We start from the raw sequence: 17,939 nt of genomic DNA, 5'->3' as shown, positions 1-17,939 counted from the left end.
AGCGCACAGGGCGTGCATCTGTGAAAGTGTTATGGAAAGGATGGCTTAAGTTACAAGCCATCCTAGAAGGCTACGATTTAGCAAAATCTCTTGAGTCAGACTTGTGATCAAGAGACAGCTTAGTAAGCGCCTTTTTATTGCGTAGAAGAAAATCTTAAATCGCTTCTTCATCTTCCTCTGCAGTACGAATACGTATTACACGCTCAACATCTGTGACAAATATTTTACCATCACCGATTTTTCCTGTTTGCGCCGTTTTTACAATAACTTCAATTGCACGGTCTACATCTTCATCAGTCAATACAATATCAAGTTTTACTTTAGGTAAAAAATCGACCATATACTCTGCGCCACGATATAGCTCAGTGTGACCTTTTTGACGCCCAAAGCCTTTAACTTCGCTTACCGTCATCCCCGTAATACCCACATCAGACAACGCTTCACGCACATCATCTAACTTAAAAGGTTTAATAATTGCTTCTATTTTTTTCATATTAATTACTTTTGAAAGCTTCAGTTGCCTCGATTTTAGACAATCATAGTGTTCATAGCAAACAAAGCAATTGAATTACGGTGATAAAACAACCGATCGTGGTATAATTTATTATATAAAAATCGCTATACTTAAATGACTAGCAGTAAATGAGATTAATATGAAAAACAAACAAAACGGGTTCACCCTTTTAGAACTCATGGTAACCGTTGCTATCGTTGGCATTATTGCATCAATTGCGATTTGGAATAGCAGCGATATGCTAGAAGAAAATAGAGCTGAGAATTTTTTGTTGGAATTAAAAAGAAATATTAGCTATGCACGCTCTCAAGCTGCAAGTACAGATGAAATAGTCATTGTGTGCCCTGTTCCCAATACAGTTACAAGTAGTAGCTCAAGTCTCACATGCCAAAGTGAATGGGCATCAACTAATACCGTTATTTTATTTATAGATACTGATAATGACGGAAGTTATAAAAGCGCAAACGATAGTCTATTACGTGTAATGTCAGAAACTCCGTCTAGCGATAGAATAAAATTCTCTGGTAATAATAGCCTTCGGTTTAATACGAGCGGTCGTATTACGACAAGTTTAGCTGGCTCAGGTAGCTTTACGGGCTTTGTATACTGCCCCAATAATGACAATGAAAACAATAAAGCGCTGAATGTATCAGTATCTGGTACTGCTTTTTACCTTGGTGACACCACTGAAAAGTGCGATTAAAAAACGTACAATTATATCTTGTCATATTTGTATCATTTACTAGACTGAGTTAATCATTTATTAACTCAGGTCTTCAAGGATGAGATTATCAATATCAAAAAACAAGGGAGTGACACTTCTCGAATTAATGGTATCAATTACTGTTGTCAGTGTAATCAGCCAATTATCTATGTGGTTTTATCCAGACTTATTGGCTAAAAACCGATTAGATAACCATGTGAATCTGCTACACCGAAATATAAATTATGGCCGCCTTTATGCGATTGAAAATGCTACTTACGTCACGCTTTGTGCACTAAAAGACAGTCAATGTACAAAAGACGAGTGGAATGGCCAAATGTCACTCTTTATCGACAAAGATAAATCAACCTCGTTAGATGATGATGAACTACTCTTAAGCACTTTCGAGGATGTTCATGAGGCCGATACTTTAGAGTACCCCCGTAGCGCTATTACGTTTCGTCCTGATGGTTCTTTAAATGGTTTTCAAAATGGGACTTTTATATATTGCCCTAATAGCGATAAAGCCAATCTCAAAGGATTGGCTTTATCTGTAAGTCAAACGGGTAGAATTCGCATTAAATCAACTGATAAGTGTCAGAAGAAGTAATCTAGTTATCTTCCCCAGCAGTAGTCAATATCTGCTCCCTTGTTTGTTTTTGCCCCTTGCGCGCCTTTAGTACCTATATCAGTTATAGATAGCTCGGTGCAATCACCATCTCCTTTTACCGGCCCTGCCACGGGTTTAGCAGTGATTGTAAAAGTACTTTTATCAACTACTTTAATCGCTAATTCGAAATGCCCATTCTCTGTTTTACTTTGAATCCCTAAATCACTCGCTAATTCTGTATATTCTCTGTTATCTACAAAGTACTGCTCTTGCTTATTAGCTGCATCTAATAATGCAGCAACTGCCTCTGCACGCGAAGCACGCTTCACATACTCTGTATAATTAGGCAATGCAATTGCTGCAAGTATACCGACGATAGCAACTGCTATCATCAGCTCAATTAAGGTAAATCCATGTTGCTTTTTATTCATTTAAACACCCTTAGCCTTCTTCATCAGGTATAATTTCGTCGTTTTCTTCGCGCTTATAAATGTAAGTTTGCTGGGTTTTAAAACCAAACCCTAGCGCTTTATCTTTTACAAGTTGTATTTTACCATCAACAACTTTTAATCCCGGCCCTGTAATTTCAAGTGGTTGAAGCGGGTTTTCTGCATTCTCACCTTTAATACCCGGGCCAATTAAATAAAACTGACTTTTCACTTCCTCTTTAGGGTTATCGTCGCACATTCCATTACCATCACTATCTGCGCACGATGAACCAAAGTATAATTGTGGAGTATCAGGTACTTCATTACTTGTATCAAACTTAAGTTTATCATATACCTTAGTTCCATAATGAAGATGAAAAGCATAGAGTGAACCACCACCACCACTAAGTGAGCACTGGTTTTTTGTAGAGGAGTCTGAAGCGGGTGTAAATGAGGTAAAATAAGCAACCCCACCCACAACTGTAGCAGCTGCTAATGACTTTTCACCCGTAGTTAGTTCGTATCGCCAACCTTTTTTTAAAGCCAAAGCAGCTTCTAATTTAACGAACCCTCCTATATCACTTTTTCCATTTTTGCTATTTAATGTTTTCTCAAATGGGTCATCGTTCATAACCATTAAATCATGTGGCATGATTGGTGTAGGTTCTTTACCTGTAAATGATTTTGTAACTGTATTTTCATCTCTTATCATAAATAATTGATCTGCAGTTTTTGCATCATTCGGATTAGTTCTTTTACCACTACCGATGACAACTGCATCATATGGAGAGTCTAGTCTAGTTATAACCTCTCCAATTATTGTTACTTTACTAAACAGCGTTCGTGCAATCACTGGTTTATAAAAAAAGCGTCTATCTGCTCCAATACCTAATTGAGCTAATTTATGGTGATTAAAAGCTCCTTTCTTATCGCCCGGCATATCTATACGCCAGATATCACCTCCTGTATCTGCAGCATATATTCTGTCGATATAACCATCATAATCAGAATCTAGTAGAGTTATATCTGCAGCAATACTATGTTTTCCTTTAAAATTATTATTATCTAGTAATGACCAAAGCTTAGTACCTGTATTTGCGTCAACAATATAAATATTATTACCTACAGAGTCAGCCTCTGAGCTAGTATCTTTATTTGTGTCATAACCACCACCAAAAACCAGTACTGGTTTATCACCAAAAGCTTTTATAAATGCCACTTGCGGCTTTGACCAAGTTTGACCCAGTTTTGTGAAGTCTCCTTCACCTCCCTTTATAGTCCATTTTAACTTTGGATTATCAGGAGCGGTTATATCAAAAGCATAATAATTTTTTCCTCCACGACGCATTCCAACAAATGCTAAAACTTTATCTCCTTTGGATACATTTACAATACCATCGTTAACGTTATCACTATTGAGACTTTCATTTTTGGAATACACGCTAATAGGCCCATCCATGCCATATTGCTTACCAGATTCTGCTTTTCTTAATGATTTAATTATTTTAAAAAGTACAGACGGTATAAACGCCCAACTTTCTTTAACTTCATTATTTACATCGTCATCTTTAAACATATGTAAAAAGCCAGCATTAGTACCAATCAGTATACGTATATCATTATTACCATAATCTATTGCTACAGGCCTAGAGTGTAAGGGATCACCAAAGATATCATTACGCTGTTCGCTTTCAGGATTCTTATTATCAACATCAACCCCACGCGCCCAATTAATCGTATTTTCAAGCTCAGACTTATCAATTAAGAAAGCACTAGCTGCCTGGCTTTCACCCATAGCATCAATAATACTGTCGGCCTTAAAAAAGCCGATATCCGTTAGCACTTTACGATCTTTATCCTTTATAGTTGCCAGCATTGCATTAACGCCACCATTTTTTACCGAATTACCATCTGCAGAATTATTAACAGACCAAAAGGTTTTTGCATCCTTACTAATTAATCCATCTTCATTGAGTGCTAACTTTAACGATGAATCAATAATTTTTCCGTCTGATACTTTTAATTTTTTTAAATTACCTCGCCAACGTGTACTTTTATCTGGATAAAACATAGCAAAATAGATTGCATCTCGACTTCGAGTTTGATCTACGTTATTACTGGCCACTGATGGAGAAATGAAAGTACTATTTTCTTCTCTAATTTGTGAAATTGTATTTTTAAGTGCAGAAGAAAGGGCTGCTGCTGATTTAGCTTCAAAATAATCCCCACCACCAACCTTAGCTGCTTCTTCTAAAAGTTTGAGCGCATTTTCACCCATTCCATCACCAAAACCTATAGTAAAAAGCCTACCCGTATCAATCACCTCAGAGGTCTGAGGATATAAATCAACAGATATAGTCTCTGTACCATATAAAATTTTGGCTAACGCTACTAAATAACTTTTATAGCTCCCAAATGAACTCGAATTAGCTCCAAATATACCTTTATATTCTTTATTTATACTTCCATCAGCTTCATCATCATTTTGAGGTTCACCGTCTGTTATAAGAATAATATTAATAGAGTTATCACAGCGCAGTGGAGTTCCTTGATCTTGTTTAAAAGGTGATATGTACTTGCTATTTTCATCAATGCTTTTATCTCTGCCGTTAACCCTTCTCGCAAACTTAAGATTTTGTCCTGTGATGTATAAATATGCCTCCCACAAAGTTTCTGTTAATGGAGTTGAACCATACGCAGGTAGCTCATTGATTTTATTAATCAGTATATTTTCATTTGCACCTATTCTAGCAAGCACATAGCCGCCACCGGGTTCATTACCTGCGTTATAATTAAAACGCATTAAACCAAAGTCAATATCACTGTTGTCATTTATTAAACCTTTTACAGCTCTTTTTGCAACCTCAAGCCTTGTCCCACCTTCAACTTCATCAACACAACTTGGTTGATAATTGGGGTTGTAACTACCTCCAATGTTTATGTAACATTGTTGATTATATTCACTATAGCTGCTTTTACTTTCATAGCACTGCCCTAGTTCCACATATACATCACGCCATAAAAGCCCAAAGAAGTAACTTTCTCTTTCCTTTATATAACATCGCTCTCTTGTGCCTGCTGATGTAACTTCCTCGTCCATACTTCCTGACGTATCAAAAATAAAAAGAACTCTTGGTTTTTCATCGAATTTTACATCTTTATTTACGTAAATCTCAATATCCTCAGCGTATGCATGCATATTAATTACTGATGTAAATAATAAAACTAGTGCTATATAAAGTTTAAATTTCATCTTAAATCCCCTTACCCGTACTGGCCATCTCTTGAGCTATACCAGTAACTATGGTTAGTTGATGCTTGCTTTTAGAGCCATATTCTATCGTAGTAGATACTTGAACCATATTGCATGAAACACCCGCTGTAAAACTATAACTACGAGGACAATTAAGCTCTAGCGAACCACGATTTAAATTCGTCATTATGCTTTTCATTTCGTGCCCAGGCTCTGTAATGTCCTTCTCTGGTATAATTATTTTATTACCATCACCATCAAGCTTACCCGAATCTGTAGCGATCTCATCTGGAGTAAGAAAAAAGTCACTATCAGCACCTTTTTTAGCTTCTGACGCAATTACTCTTTGCACTTCGCCAATCAATTGATTTTCTGCAACTTCTCGCTCTTGTGCTGCATTAGTAATTTTAATATCAATTGTACTACTACTCATAAGAGTAACTGCAATGCCGGTAACAGCTATCACCATAATTAATGCTGTTAAAAGCACCACACCTTGTTGCTTATTTGGTAACAACTTTAAATTTTCCATAAGTTCCCTCCAACATTACTTAAGCGAATAGTTGTTGTAAAAACAGTGCGTCTATAATTATCATCAAATTTTAAAACTCGTTTTTCGGGTCCATCTCCTAATGTATATTCTTGTTTTTTTATTTTTATACCGGGGTCCGGTTGCAGTGATCTAATTAATAAGAAGAGTTGAACGGTTAAAATACCTTTACGATTTTCCCATTCTGTAGCAGAGATAGCTGCCGAGCTTTTATAAGTATCAACCTTGCTATCGCTATTAGTATCAAGGCCAAAAAGAAAACGCATGTTTTCAACACCTTCCATTATCGTTTCAGAGGTCATCTTTCCATTTACTAATCGTTTTCGTCTTAATACGGGGACTTTTATTTCTTTATTATTTACTAAATACTTTTCTTCTTTAATATAATAAACATGATGACTATATGGCCAAATAGTTGCATTGATATTTGTTGGGGTATGTTTACCGGTTACAAAACTTGCTTGTTCTTGTTCTGCGATAAAATAATTTATTTTATCGCTAGTTGTATTAGTACCTGCAACAGCATCATATTGAGGATCACCTTGTAAAAACTTGAGCTGAAGAATATCGGTCTCTTTATTATCAGCAGGAATAATGCCATCGTTTATGCAATGTAGGTTATCTTTACTCGTAGTAGTTTTTGCATAAATAGTACGAAAATTACTACTACTGGTTAAATCTGGAAAGCTGCCGTTATTAGTTCCATCTGAACAATCACCTGTAATCGTCGTTGCAGAAACGGTTGTATTTACTGCTGTGAACGAGTCATCATAATAAGTTCCCCAAAAGCCAACTTGCTCGATATCGCGTTGCATAATATTTATAGCTAAACGTCCTGACTCCTGGAGTTCACCGATAGTCATAGTGTCTTTTGTGGTTACTTTCATACTAATAAAAGTAAACATAACGCCACCAAGAATTAAACCGCCTATAAATAGCGAAATCATTACTTCTACTAGCGTAAAGCCTTTTTGCTTCATGTTAGCTCCTAACATATATATAGCTGGTTAAGACCACTAAACGGCGTTTATTATTAGTTTTATCACCACAGGTAACTTTTCCTGTATTCGTATTTGCTTTGAACTCTTGCCGCCCTTGCCATGATATAATTACTTCAATGTTAAACCCTTTGCCTCCAGTATCTGCCACTGAGGTTGGATTTATACATATTGTCGCATCATCTAAAGTACCCGTATTTTCACTAGCTCGAATAGCACGTTTCCATTGTGTTATATCTAATTTTGCTATATCAGAAGAACTACATATTGCACCAAAGCAACTCGAGTAAGTATTACTATTCGCTGAGCTTTGTATAACGCCTCCGTAATCTTTTATCATATCAATAGTGTCATTAGCACGAATACGTTGAATAATGTCATTTCCCAGAGCAACTGCAGCAGCACGCTGCATAGAGTCAAAGCTTGCTTGCTTTGCTTTTGCTTGCAAGGCAACTGCACCTAAAAGGCCAAAACTAAGAATAATAAATGCAATTAGCACTTCAATCAGAGTGAAGCCTCTTTGCACTTTTATGTGAGGTGATTGCATAATAAAACCAAATAAAAATTATCTGATTATAAGTTTATGTTATTTATTTGAGGAATCAATGAGGACTAAGACAAGCGGTTATATTTGTTGATAAACGGTTAATTAAACCTGTTTATTCAATAACACCGTTGATAATTAAGACTCAAATGTATTTAAATCAGGGGGAGGTTAATTGCAAGGTAAGCCTAAAGCGAATTTTTTACTAATTTAAGCTCACGGCGGCTCACTGGCAATAACTCACTGCACCCTTGTAGCTCAATCATATGATTGCCATTCGCTTTTGAATGCAAAGCAATGACTTTTTGTTTATTAACCAATGTATTGCGATGGATTCGCAAAATATGTGTAGGAAATTGTAACTCTAATTGTTTTAGACTTTGTTCAAGTAAAGCTTCTCCACCACAGAATATCATTTTGGTATACTTTTCTTCGGCACTAAAATACAAAACATCATTTATATCAACACTGCGTAGAGTACCAGCTAGCTGATAAGAGATTTTTACATTTTGTTGTTTTTGAATATGTACTTTATTTAAGCGCCCGACTTGCTTAAGCACCTTTTGCAATGATTGCTCTGAAATAGGTTTAACTAAATAACCTGCAGCACTTAATTGTAAAGCATCGAAGGCATGCTCAGGGTGAGCAGTTATAAAAACAATAGCAGGAGGTAGAGTTAAACTATTGAGCTCATTAGCAACTTGTAAACCATTCATACCGGGCATATCAACATCTAAAAAAATCAAATCTGGCGTTTGCTTTTTAGCAAGTACTAGGGCTTCATTACCATTACTTGCCTCGCCTTGTACAACTATGCTTTTATCATGTGCCAACAAACGAATTAAGCGCGATCTCGCAAGAGGTTCATCATCAACAATGAGTACGTTCATACACTGCCCTCAATTAGCTTAGGAATAACGACCTTGACCCTAAACACATCATTTTTATTCGTAATTGTTAGCTGCGCTTTATTTTTATAATAAATATTTAATCGCTGGCGAATATTTTCAAGCGCCATGCCGTTATTAGGCCTAGTTTGAGCATTAGAAATTGTTATAGGGTTAGAAACAATCATGGTTATATAGCCGGTAGTAATATGTAGCTCTACTTTTATTTCTGCACCATGCTCACTTGTTTCAACACCGTGGCATACTGCATTTTCAATTAATGGCTGCAGGGTTAAACAAGGAATGCTCAATGCAGGTAGTTCATTGGGTATTTGCCAATTAACTCTTAAGCGATTACCGAAACGCCATGTTTCAAGTGCTATATATTGCTTACTCAGCGTTATTTCATCGTCAAGAGATACATTTTTTCCTGAGTGCATTGCAGCCTGCGATAAGGCGGCTAATGCTAAAATAGCCTGCTCTGCCGCATCGGCATCATGATGAGTAAGCTCTGCAGCAGTGTTTAAACTATTATATAAAAAATGAGGACGTATTCTGGCTTGTAAGGCATCAAGTTCAGCTCGAGAAAGCGCTTTAGTTTGCTGCTCTTTTTCAAAATGAATTAATAAAAATTGGACGAATAAAGCCGCCAGCAAAGCCACTATAATGCAATTGCGAAGTGTGAAATAAATTAAGTTATCTGTATCATCTATATCAAAAGCAAAATGGGAAAATAAAATACTAAAAATGCACGTAGATAATAAAAAAAAGATAAAAAACAAACTTAACTGAAAAGTTTGAGTGCGCGTTTGTAAGAAAAATCTACAAAAATATAAAGAAGAGGTACCGACTAAAACAATTAAATGCATAAACAAACTAATGACCCCAAGTCGAAGCCAAATATCTCCTTCTACATTGGGTGCAAAGGCTAAAACAATAGCAATAACTTGAGAAACAACAAGCGAAGCTAGTACGCCTCGCTCATTAAAAAGAGCCGAAAAAAGCAAACCATCATTTTTTAGTGACTTGCTCATAACGACTCTCCTATAATCTAAATTTTAAATTAACGTAGCTCTACAGGAACAGCAAATACGATATTCTCTTCTTCGCCTGGGTTTTCAACAACCTGCGTACCACCAAGATCTTTTAATCGGCTTATAACTTGTTGTACAAGTACTTCTGGCGCAGATGCACCCGCAGTTACACCCACTGATTTAGAACCTGAAACCCACTGCTCTTGTACATCAGTTGCGTCATCAATTAAATAAGCAACTGTGCCCATTTTATCTGCAAGTTCACGTAAGCGATTAGAGTTAGAGCTGTTTTTAGCGCCAACAACTAATAGCACATCAACTTTATCAGCTAGGTCACGAACAGCGTCTTGACGATTTTGCGTTGCATAACAAATATCATCTTTACGAGGTCCGTCAATTGATGGAAATTTATTGCGTAGTGCATCAATAACATCAGCAGTATCATCAACTGATAAAGTCGTTTGACTACAGTAAAAAAGATTTTCAGCATTTTTTACATTAAGCGCAACAACATCATCAACGGTTTCAACAAGATAAATACCACCGGCTGAGTTATTATATTGTCCCATTGTTCCCTCTACTTCAGGGTGACCATGGTGTCCAATTAAAATACACTCAATACCTTTACGACTCGCACGTGTAACTTCCATATGTACTTTAGTAACAAGCGGACACGTTGCATCAAATACTTTTAAATCACGACGTTTAGCTTCGCTGCGAACAGCTTGCGAAACACCATGTGCACTAAAAATAACAATACTGTCGTCAGGTACTTGATCAAGCTCTTCAACAAATACCGCACCACGACTTTTTAATCCATCAACCACATAGCGGTTATGTACTACTTCGTGGCGCACATAAATTGGCTTTTCAAAAATATCTAGGGCGCGCTCAACAATACTAATAGCACGGTCAACACCAGCGCAAAAGCCGCGTGGATTAGCTAGTAATATTTCCATTAACCTTCCACCTCAATAATATCAACTTCAAACGTTAAACGTTGGCCAGATAAAGGGTGATTAAAATCAATCGTTACCGACTCACCTTGCACTTCGCGAACTAATCCAGGAAGCTCAGTACCGTCTGGTTGAGTAAACGCAATAATTGCACCTACCTTAGCTGGTGTTTCTGGGCCAAATTTACTACGGTCAACGTAGTAAATATTATCTGGATTTGGCTGACCAAACGCATCTTCAGGTTCTAATTCAAACGTTTTACTTTCGCCTGCAGTTAAACCTAATAAACACTTTTCGAAGTTTGCCGTTAAACTGCCATCGCCCATTGTTAATTTAGCAGGTTTGTTGTGCACCTTGGTAGAATCGGCGGCAGAGCCATCTTCTAATTTAATAGAAAAATGGAAAATAACTTGCGAGTTTTCACCAATTACAGCTTGGCTCATGCTTTATGCTCCTTCGGACTCTCGCCGGTAAAGGCATCAAATAACAATAATGCTGCGCCAATACAAATAGCGCAATCGGCAATATTGAATACAGGAAAATGTGAGTCTTTATAAAATACGTGAATAAAGTCGATTACATAACCATACGCAATACGATCGTATAAATTACCAATAGCGCCTGCAAGTACCAGTGCATAAGCACCGCATAGTACTTTGTTTGTTGCAGGTAAGCGTTTTAGCCACCACACAAGCAAAGCACTAATAGCAATAGCAATCGCACTTAAAAACCAACGCTGCCAACCACCCGCTTCACTTAAAAAGCTATAAGCAGCACCATAGTTATGTACATAAGTAATACTAAAAACAGGGAGTAAGTTTATAGACTCTTGATAAGCCATAGTCCCTACAACAAGTGTTTTACTGGCAAAGTCTATTACTAAAAGTAATAGACTCAACCAAAGCCACACTAAACCACTTTTTTGGGCTAGTTTGCTCACTAAGAATAACTCCTAAGCGAATTGACGCTTTTCACCTTCGCCGTCAACATTACTTACACAACGACCACAAATTTCAGGATGAGCAGGCTCAACACCTACATCTTCGCTGTAATGCCAACAACGCTCACATTTAGCAGCATCTGTTGCAGCAACGCTAATGAACAAACCTTCAATTTCGGTAGCTTGTGTATCTGCAGGCTGGCTATCAACTTCATTAACATTCACCGCTGATGTTAACAATACAAAACGCAATTCATCACCAAGCGCGTTTAATTTAGCGGCAAGCTCTTTACCCGTAAATAAATTCACCGTTGCTTGAAGTGTTGCACCAATTACTTCTTCTTTACGTGCAGCTTCTAATAAGCGGTTTACTTCGTCACGTACAGTTAAAATCTCTAACCAATCATCGTTACTAAATTGGCTATTTGTTGGTGTTTGTAAGCCATCGTACCAAACTGATGTAAATACGTAGTCACTACGCTCACCCGGTAACGCTTCCCAAATTTCTTGTGCGGTAAAGCTCATAATAGGTGCCATCCAACGCGTCATTGCTTCTGCGATATGATAAAGCGCAGTTTGACAAGAACGACGTGCATGGCTATCACTCTTAGCTGTATATTGACGATCTTTAATAACATCTAAATAGAACGAGCCAAGCTCACCCGTACAGAAGTTCATTAGCTTTTGAGTTACTAATAGCATTTGGTAGCTGTCGTATGCAGCTAAAATCTCGTCTTGCAACTGAGCTGCGCGGCCAACAATCCACTTATCAAGCTCAACCATATCATCAACAGCTACTTGATCTGTTTCTGGGTTAAAACCATTTAGGTTAGCAAGCAAGTAACGGCTAGTGTTACGAATACGGCGGTAACGATCGGCTGAGCGTTTAAATATTTCATCCGACACAGTCATTTCTGCCGTGTAATCGGTAGAAGCCACCCACAAACGTAGAATGTCAGCACCTAGTTTATTCATCACATTTTGTGGTGAAATAACATTGCCTAACGACTTAGACATTTTACGGCCGTTTTCATCAACAGTAAAACCATGAGTCAATACTTGGCGGTATGGCGCATGACCATTAATAGCCACAGATGTCATCATTGATGACATAAACCAACCACGGTGCTGATCAGAACCTTCAAGGTATAAGTCAGCTGGACCAACCAAGTCTTCACGTGCATCTACTACACAAGCGTGTGACACACCTGAGTCAAACCATACATCTAGCGTATCTTGCACTTTCATGTATTGCTTGGCGTCTTCTTCACCAAGTAAAGTAGCTGGTTCTAAATCGTACCATGCTTGAATGCCAGACTTTTCAACAAGCTCTGCTGCTTGAGCAATTAGCTCTTGTGTATTTGGGTGAAGTGCACCGGTGTCTTTATCAACGAACAATGCAATAGGAACGCCCCAAGTACGCTGGCGAGAAATACACCAATCTGGGCGGCTTTCAACCATGTTAGAAATACGGCTTTCGCCCCACTCTGGTAACCACTGCGTGTTTTTAATCTCAGCAAGAGAATCTTGACGTAAGTTAGCCTGATCCATACTTACAAACCATTGTGGTGTAGCACGGAAAATGATTGGTGTTTTATGACGCCAACAATGCGGGTAACTATGCGTAAGCGCATGGTGATGCATAAGCGCACCACGCTCTTTTAATACTTCAATTACGCTCGCATTTGCCTTAAATACGTGCTGACCTGCAAAAAGTTCGGTATCTGGTAAATAAACACCATTTGCACCAACAGGGTTAGCCACTTCAAGGTTGTAATTTAAACCTGCCACGAAATCTTCTTGACCATGGCCTGGGGCGGTATGTACAACACCAGTACCTGAATCAGTAGTTACGTGTTCTGCAACAATCACTGGTACATTAAAATCATAAAAAGGATGGGCTACTTGCAAGTTTTCAAGCGCTGCACCTTTTACATACCCTAGTACGTGAAAGTGATTAAAACCAAAACGGTCCATAGCATCTTTAACAAGCTCAGAACCTAAAATTAGACGTTGTTGTACGCCTTCATCTTCAACCTGTACTAACGCATACTCTAAATCGGCATGCACAGCCACAGCGCGGTTTGCAGGAAGCGTCCACGGTGTTGTTGTCCAAATAACAGTACCAACACTGCCTTCGCCTTTATGACCATCAGCCAAAGCAAATGCACTAACAACAGCATCTTGATCAACAAATGTAAAACGCACATCAATTGCTGGTGACTGCTTATCTTGGTATTCAACTTCTGCTTCTGCTAATGCAGAGCCACAGTCTGTACACCAATGCACAGGCTTGGCGCCTTTATGCAAATGACCTTTTTCAATAATTCGACCAAGTACACGAATTGCATTTGCTTCAAAGTCAAAGTTCATTGTTAAGTAAGGCTTATCCCAATCTGCAAATACGCCTAAACGTTTAAAGTCGACTTTTTGACCTTCAACTTGTTTTTTAGCGTATGCACGGCATTTTTCACGAAACTCGCTCGCGGTTACTTTTACGCCCGGCTTGCCTACTTTTTTCTCAACCATTAACTCGATTGGTAAACCATGACAATCCCAACCTGGGACTAATGGTGAATCAAAGTCAGATAATGTTTTAGACTTAACAATAATGTCTTTTAATATTTTATTAACTGAGTGGCCTAAATGGATATCGCCATTTGCATACGGAGGGCCGTCATGCAAAATAAAGGTCTTTTTACCTTTCTTAGCGCTGCGAATTTGACCGTACAGGTCGTCTTCATACCATGCTTTAAGCATTTTTGGTTCACGTTGTGCCAAATTGCCACGCATTGGAAACGGTGTTTCCGGTAAGTTCAAAGTATGTTTATAGTCGCTCATTTATCCTACATTCCGTCTCTATCGGCTACCTGATTTAAACCAAAACACTGCTTAGCGGCAGCAACATCAGTTGCTATTTGCGCCGTTAATTGTGTTAATGTCTCGAATTTTTTCTCATCGCGAAGTTTTTCTATTAACTCCACATGCATAAATTGTCCGTAAATATCCTGTGCAAAATCAAAAAGGTGAACTTCTAATAATGCACGAGTTCCATTAAATGTCGGCTTATTACCTACATTTGCAACTCCAAAAATCTGTTTTCCTGCAATCGTTGCTTGCACTGCAAACACTCCGTTGACAGGACACACTTGGCGTTTTAGGGCTATATTTGCCGTTCTAAAACCGAGTTCACGTCCTCTTTTCCAGCCATGTATAACACGCCCAGAAATAGCATAATCGTGACCAAGCATTATTTTAGCACTCGCTAAGTCACCGGATGCTAAAGCATCTCGTATTAAAGTGCTGCTTACTCTAGCATTTAATTGACGAAAGCTCGCGGTGCTTTTTACATCCATGCCCGCTTGCTTACCCATGCTAGCAAGTAAGTGAAAGTTACCTTGGCGTTGCTTTCCAAACTTAAAATCATCACCAACAGTAAGTGCTTTAACACCTAACTTTTTAATCAAAATCTCATTAACGAATTGCTCAGCATGCATGTTTGCAAATTGCTGATTAAAGCTAATGCAAATAACTCGCTCAATACCTAAATCACTCAATAAACGTAACTTATCTCGTAAGCGCGTTAACCGTGCAGGGGCATTGTTTTTAGCAAAAAACTCTTGTGGCTGGGGTTCAAACAGCATTACAGTGCTAGGCAAACGATGCGCTTTAGCATCGCTAAGTAAACCTTTTAATACTTCTGCGTGGCCTAAATGAACGCCGTCAAAATTACCAATAGTTAACACACAACCAAAATGGTGTGGGCGAATATTGTGTATACCTCTAATTAACTCCATGCCACCTAATGCCTTGTTTAGCGAGCTATTAATTACGGCTAAAAAATGATTAAAGCCGCAGAGTTGCCGATTATAATCTTTTTTTTAGTTTGATTCAGTAATTGCTACACTTTTTATCGTATTTAGTCTAACGCCCATCACAAATAGCATTGCAAAGTAGCTAATACCAGCCAAAGCCACTAGCGCTACTAATAATATTACTTGCTGTGTAAAGGCCCATGTAGCCCAATAATAGTAACTGCTCACAAACCATGTGACAGCTCCCATAACAATACTTGCAACAACACATTTAAGTGTAAAACGCATACTCATTGATGAGAACTGGTATACATTTTCTTTTTTAAGCTGTCTGTATAATAAAAATGCATTGCAGCTAGCCGATAACGAAGTAGCAAGTGCCAACCCTAAATAACCAATGAAAGGAGCCAGCATAATGTTAAACACCATATTAAGTACTAAGGTAATAATACCAATACGCACCGGTGTTTTTGTATCTTGACGAGCATAAAAGCCAGGAGCGAGTACTTTTATTAGCATAAAGCTTACAAGTCCGACCGAATATGCGACTACGCCTAAGCTTACAGCTTTGACATGATCAACACTGTCTTCTTTAAATGCACCGTGGTCGAACAACACGGTAATAATAAGTGGGCTGATGATCATTAAACCTATCATTGCTGGCAGGCCTAAAAATATAACAAAACGAACTCCCCAATCGAGAGTATGCTGAAAGTCGCTACTTTTTTTACTGCTATGTAGTTTAGAAAGCGCCGGTAAAATAACTGTCGCAATACCAATACCAAATAATCCCAGCGGAAATTCAATTAAGCGGTCTGAATAATAAAGCCACGCAATTGAACCCGTCATCAGTAATGACGCAATCATGGTATCGAGCAACAGATTAATTTGACTAATAGAGACACCAAACAAAGCCGGTAGCATAAGTTTTCGTACTTTTTTTACGTTTTCGTCTTGCCATGCCCAGCGCGGACGCGCCAACATTTTAGCGCGATACAAGAATGGTAATTGAAATAGTAGCTGCACTACACCACCAACAAATACACCTATGGCAAGTGAATAAGCACCTACCGAAAATTTATCATGTAAAAAAATTGCACACGTAATAATAGAAACATTAAGTAAAACTGGTGTAAATGCAGCAACAGCGAAACGGTTATACACATTCATTACCGCACCACTAAGTGCAACTAAACTTACAAAAAATAAATAAGGGAATGTAAGTTTAAGTAGTGAACTTGCAAGTTCAAATTTTTCGGCATTAGGTCCGCCTTGCCACCAATCTATAAACCAACCGGTACCAAATAATGCTGCAATAACAGGAGAAGCAACAACACCTATAATAGTGACAATTAGTAAAATGGTTCCTAATGTGCCTGCTGCTTGTGCAACAAAAAGTCTGACTTTGTCGTCTCCTTGCTGTTCTTTAATTTCACTTAGCACAGGTACGAATGCTTGTGCGAAGGCACCTTCTGCAAATAAACGGCGTAAAAAATTAGGAATACGGTTAGCAAATAAAAAAACATCAGCCGCTGCACTTGCGCCTAATAAATTGGCAACGACAGCATCTCGAACGAGCCCTAAAATACGCGATATCATAGTCATACAACTAACAATCATACCAGAGCGAAATAAACCTTTTGACACCTTAAACCTACTCAAAAATCCCCAAGATAGGCGATTATGCCACAGTCTTTTTTATAAATCGCTTTAAAGCACTAGGCTGGGGGTCTGTGCTTTGTTACAATGTCTATATTAACTGCTAAAGCGGCAAATTGATGCTCGTTATATGGTGCAGTTTTTCTTGGATTGTTAAATTTAAATTGACATCCATGATAGAAACAGGCATATTCCACGGCCTTTAATTTAAGCTTTATTTTAAGATTGTTAGGAGCAAACCTTGGCTAACATCAAGTCTGCAAAAAAACGCGCTATCACAAGCGAAAAAAACCGTCAGCACAACGCAAGCCGTCGTTCAATGATGCGCACTTACTTCAAAAAAGTAATTGTTGCTATTGAAGCGGGCGATAAAGAAGCTGCACAGCAAGCTTTTTCTGTTGCTACACCTATCCTAGACCGTTACGCAACTAAGGGTCTAATTCACAAAAACAAAGCAGCTCGTCATAAGAGCCGTATAGCAGCTAAGATTAAAGCTCTATAATTTGTTTTTGATAGAATATAAAAAACCGGCTTTTGCCGGTTTTTTTTTATCTAAGATTTAATCTCATACTTTAATAACAGTCGACATGAATATTTAAACAGATTGGTGTCATACATTTTCCAAGTCTGGATAGAACTTCTTAAGCATTGCCGCTATTTTTTTAGGTGTAAACGGCTTCACTACAAATCCTTTAGCGCCTTTATCAATTGCATCCTTAACATTTTCAATACCTGAATGCGCAGATACCATTACTACATTTGTCTCAGGGCTTAATTCATTGATTTGTGCAATCAAATCTTTGCCATCGCCGTCCGGCAGTTCTATGTCTAAAAAAATGATATTATAATTTGCAGCCTGGCACTCACTAATACATTGTGAGGCAGTAGATGCTTCCTTTACGTTATCTATCCCTAAGTGCATGAGCGTTTGACTCAAAAAACTACGCACTGTGCTAACGTCATCTACAATTAAAATTGATAGCTGCGTATTCATCTTTATTCCTCGTAGGCTATAAGCTAACTTTAAGTTATCATAATAATTAGCTTA

At 38.1% G+C, this 17,939-nt stretch carries 18 protein-coding genes; 3 read left to right on the top strand and 15 right to left on the bottom strand.

Translation table 11 applies throughout. The features are described from left to right. Positions 1-154: 154 nt before the first annotated feature. Positions 155-493 carry a nitrogen regulatory protein P-II gene (gene glnB, locus I6F10_RS09675; RefSeq protein WP_002962211.1) on the bottom strand — a complete coding sequence of 113 codons (339 nt, stop codon included), beginning with the start codon at positions 491-493 and terminating at the stop codon, positions 155-157. A gap of 160 nt (positions 494-653) precedes the next feature. Here glnB and I6F10_RS09670 point away from each other — a divergent pair, with 160 nt between their 5' ends. Continuing rightward, on the top strand, positions 654-1,217 hold the full coding sequence (locus I6F10_RS09670; protein WP_197098773.1) for a GspH/FimT family pseudopilin: 564 nt from the start codon (positions 654-656) through the stop codon (positions 1,215-1,217). 79 nt (positions 1,218-1,296) lie between these two features. Continuing rightward, positions 1,297-1,827, top strand: coding sequence for a GspH/FimT family pseudopilin (locus I6F10_RS09665; RefSeq protein ID WP_197098772.1), 531 nt, complete (start codon positions 1,297-1,299; stop codon positions 1,825-1,827). A 5-nt stretch (positions 1,828-1,832) separates the two neighbouring features. Here I6F10_RS09665 and I6F10_RS09660 read toward each other — a convergent pair whose 3' ends face one another. The 13 genes from I6F10_RS09660 to murJ form a co-directional block, all read right to left on the bottom strand. Beyond that, positions 1,833-2,258 (bottom strand): type IV pilin protein, encoded by a 426-nt coding sequence (locus I6F10_RS09660; RefSeq protein WP_165744536.1) that lies wholly within the window; start codon positions 2,256-2,258, stop codon positions 1,833-1,835. A gap of 10 nt (positions 2,259-2,268) precedes the next feature. After that, positions 2,269-5,508, bottom strand: a complete 3,240-nt coding sequence (locus tag I6F10_RS09655) for a PilC/PilY family type IV pilus protein (RefSeq protein WP_165744535.1) — start codon at positions 5,506-5,508, stop codon at positions 2,269-2,271. 1 nt (position 5,509) lies between these two features. Continuing rightward, positions 5,510-6,040: a pilus assembly PilX family protein gene (locus tag I6F10_RS09650; RefSeq protein WP_165744534.1), complete on the bottom strand. Its 531-nt coding sequence runs from the start codon at positions 6,038-6,040 to the stop codon at positions 5,510-5,512. After that, positions 6,028-7,038, bottom strand: coding sequence for a PilW family protein (locus tag I6F10_RS09645; protein ID WP_165744533.1), 1,011 nt, complete (start codon positions 7,036-7,038; stop codon positions 6,028-6,030). Before I6F10_RS09645 ends, I6F10_RS09650 begins: the two co-directional genes overlap by 13 nt. Before the next feature lies 1 nt (position 7,039). Then, positions 7,040-7,603 carry a type IV pilus modification protein PilV gene (gene pilV, locus I6F10_RS09640; protein WP_165744532.1) on the bottom strand — a complete coding sequence of 188 codons (564 nt, stop codon included), beginning with the start codon at positions 7,601-7,603 and terminating at the stop codon, positions 7,040-7,042. A gap of 185 nt (positions 7,604-7,788) precedes the next feature. After that, a complete protein-coding gene (locus I6F10_RS09635) occupies positions 7,789-8,490 on the bottom strand; it encodes a LytR/AlgR family response regulator transcription factor (RefSeq protein WP_024596571.1) in 702 nt (233 codons plus the stop codon). Then, on the bottom strand, positions 8,487-9,521 hold the full coding sequence (locus tag I6F10_RS09630) for a sensor histidine kinase (RefSeq protein ID WP_165744531.1): 1,035 nt from the start codon (positions 9,519-9,521) through the stop codon (positions 8,487-8,489). Before I6F10_RS09630 ends, I6F10_RS09635 begins: the two co-directional genes overlap by 4 nt. A gap of 29 nt (positions 9,522-9,550) precedes the next feature. After that, the gene (ispH, locus tag I6F10_RS09625) at positions 9,551-10,480 is read right to left on the bottom strand and encodes a 4-hydroxy-3-methylbut-2-enyl diphosphate reductase (protein ID WP_197098771.1); all 930 of its coding nucleotides are present in this window, start codon (positions 10,478-10,480) and stop codon (positions 9,551-9,553) included. Further along, positions 10,480-10,920, bottom strand: a complete 441-nt coding sequence (fkpB, locus tag I6F10_RS09620; protein ID WP_002958231.1) for an FKBP-type peptidyl-prolyl cis-trans isomerase — start codon at positions 10,918-10,920, stop codon at positions 10,480-10,482. The genes ispH and fkpB overlap by 1 nt, the downstream gene beginning before the upstream one ends. After that, positions 10,917-11,417, bottom strand: a complete 501-nt coding sequence (gene lspA / locus I6F10_RS09615; RefSeq protein WP_007376920.1) for a signal peptidase II — start codon at positions 11,415-11,417, stop codon at positions 10,917-10,919. The genes fkpB and lspA overlap by 4 nt, the downstream gene beginning before the upstream one ends. A 12-nt stretch (positions 11,418-11,429) precedes the next feature. Further along, entirely contained in the window at positions 11,430-14,258 is a 2,829-nt protein-coding gene (ileS, locus tag I6F10_RS09610) for an isoleucine--tRNA ligase (RefSeq protein ID WP_197098770.1), read from the bottom strand. Between the two features lie 5 nt (positions 14,259-14,263). Further along, positions 14,264-15,214 carry a bifunctional riboflavin kinase/FAD synthetase gene (ribF, locus tag I6F10_RS09605; protein ID WP_138489456.1) on the bottom strand — a complete coding sequence of 317 codons (951 nt, stop codon included), beginning with the start codon at positions 15,212-15,214 and terminating at the stop codon, positions 14,264-14,266. 84 nt (positions 15,215-15,298) lie between these two features. After that, on the bottom strand, positions 15,299-16,837 hold the full coding sequence (gene murJ, locus I6F10_RS09600) for a murein biosynthesis integral membrane protein MurJ (protein WP_033011091.1): 1,539 nt from the start codon (positions 16,835-16,837) through the stop codon (positions 15,299-15,301). A 295-nt stretch (positions 16,838-17,132) separates the two neighbouring features. Between murJ and rpsT the strand changes: the two genes are divergently transcribed. Then, on the top strand, positions 17,133-17,393 hold the full coding sequence (gene rpsT / locus I6F10_RS09595) for a 30S ribosomal protein S20 (protein ID WP_002958225.1): 261 nt from the start codon (positions 17,133-17,135) through the stop codon (positions 17,391-17,393). A gap of 108 nt (positions 17,394-17,501) precedes the next feature. On the opposite strand, the gene I6F10_RS09590 is transcribed toward rpsT, so the two are convergent. After that, positions 17,502-17,885, bottom strand: a complete 384-nt coding sequence (locus I6F10_RS09590) for a response regulator (RefSeq protein WP_002958224.1) — start codon at positions 17,883-17,885, stop codon at positions 17,502-17,504. Between the last annotated feature and the right edge of the window lie 54 nt (positions 17,886-17,939).

Source organism: Pseudoalteromonas sp. SWYJZ98 (assembly GCF_015864495.1).
Classification (GTDB): Bacteria; Pseudomonadota; Gammaproteobacteria; order Enterobacterales; family Alteromonadaceae; genus Pseudoalteromonas; species Pseudoalteromonas distincta.
Note: the sequence above shows the minus strand (reverse complement) of the source record. Positions and strands in the feature narration are given on the sequence as shown.

Bases quoted from the DNA above. Each gene is read 5' to 3' on its own strand.
- I6F10_RS09665 (WP_197098772.1), top strand. From the start codon at position 1,297: ATGAGATTATCAATATCAAAAAACAAGGGAGTGACACTTCTCGAATTA.
- I6F10_RS09670 (WP_197098773.1), top strand. From the start codon at position 654: ATGAAAAACAAACAAAACGGGTTCACCCTTTTAGAACTCATGGTAACC.
- I6F10_RS09660 (WP_165744536.1), bottom strand. From the start codon at position 2,258: ATGAATAAAAAGCAACATGGATTTACCTTAATTGAGCTGATGATAGCA.
- glnB (WP_002962211.1), bottom strand. From the start codon at position 493: ATGAAAAAAATAGAAGCAATTATTAAACCTTTTAAGTTAGATGATGTG.
- I6F10_RS09655 (WP_165744535.1), bottom strand. From the start codon at position 5,508: ATGAAATTTAAACTTTATATAGCACTAGTTTTATTATTTACATCAGTA.
- ispH (WP_197098771.1), bottom strand. From the start codon at position 10,480: ATGGAAATATTACTAGCTAATCCACGCGGCTTTTGCGCTGGTGTTGAC.
- ribF (WP_138489456.1), bottom strand. From the start codon at position 15,214: ATGGAGTTAATTAGAGGTATACACAATATTCGCCCACACCATTTTGGT.
- I6F10_RS09635 (WP_024596571.1), bottom strand. From the start codon at position 8,490: ATGAACGTACTCATTGTTGATGATGAACCTCTTGCGAGATCGCGCTTA.
- murJ (WP_033011091.1), bottom strand. From the start codon at position 16,837: ATGACTATGATATCGCGTATTTTAGGGCTCGTTCGAGATGCTGTCGTT.
- pilV (WP_165744532.1), bottom strand. From the start codon at position 7,603: ATGCAATCACCTCACATAAAAGTGCAAAGAGGCTTCACTCTGATTGAA.
- I6F10_RS09650 (WP_165744534.1), bottom strand. From the start codon at position 6,040: ATGGAAAATTTAAAGTTGTTACCAAATAAGCAACAAGGTGTGGTGCTT.
- fkpB (WP_002958231.1), bottom strand. From the start codon at position 10,920: ATGAGCCAAGCTGTAATTGGTGAAAACTCGCAAGTTATTTTCCATTTT.
- ileS (WP_197098770.1), bottom strand. From the start codon at position 14,258: ATGAGCGACTATAAACATACTTTGAACTTACCGGAAACACCGTTTCCA.
- I6F10_RS09645 (WP_165744533.1), bottom strand. From the start codon at position 7,038: ATGAAGCAAAAAGGCTTTACGCTAGTAGAAGTAATGATTTCGCTATTT.
- I6F10_RS09590 (WP_002958224.1), bottom strand. From the start codon at position 17,885: ATGAATACGCAGCTATCAATTTTAATTGTAGATGACGTTAGCACAGTG.
- I6F10_RS09630 (WP_165744531.1), bottom strand. From the start codon at position 9,521: ATGAGCAAGTCACTAAAAAATGATGGTTTGCTTTTTTCGGCTCTTTTT.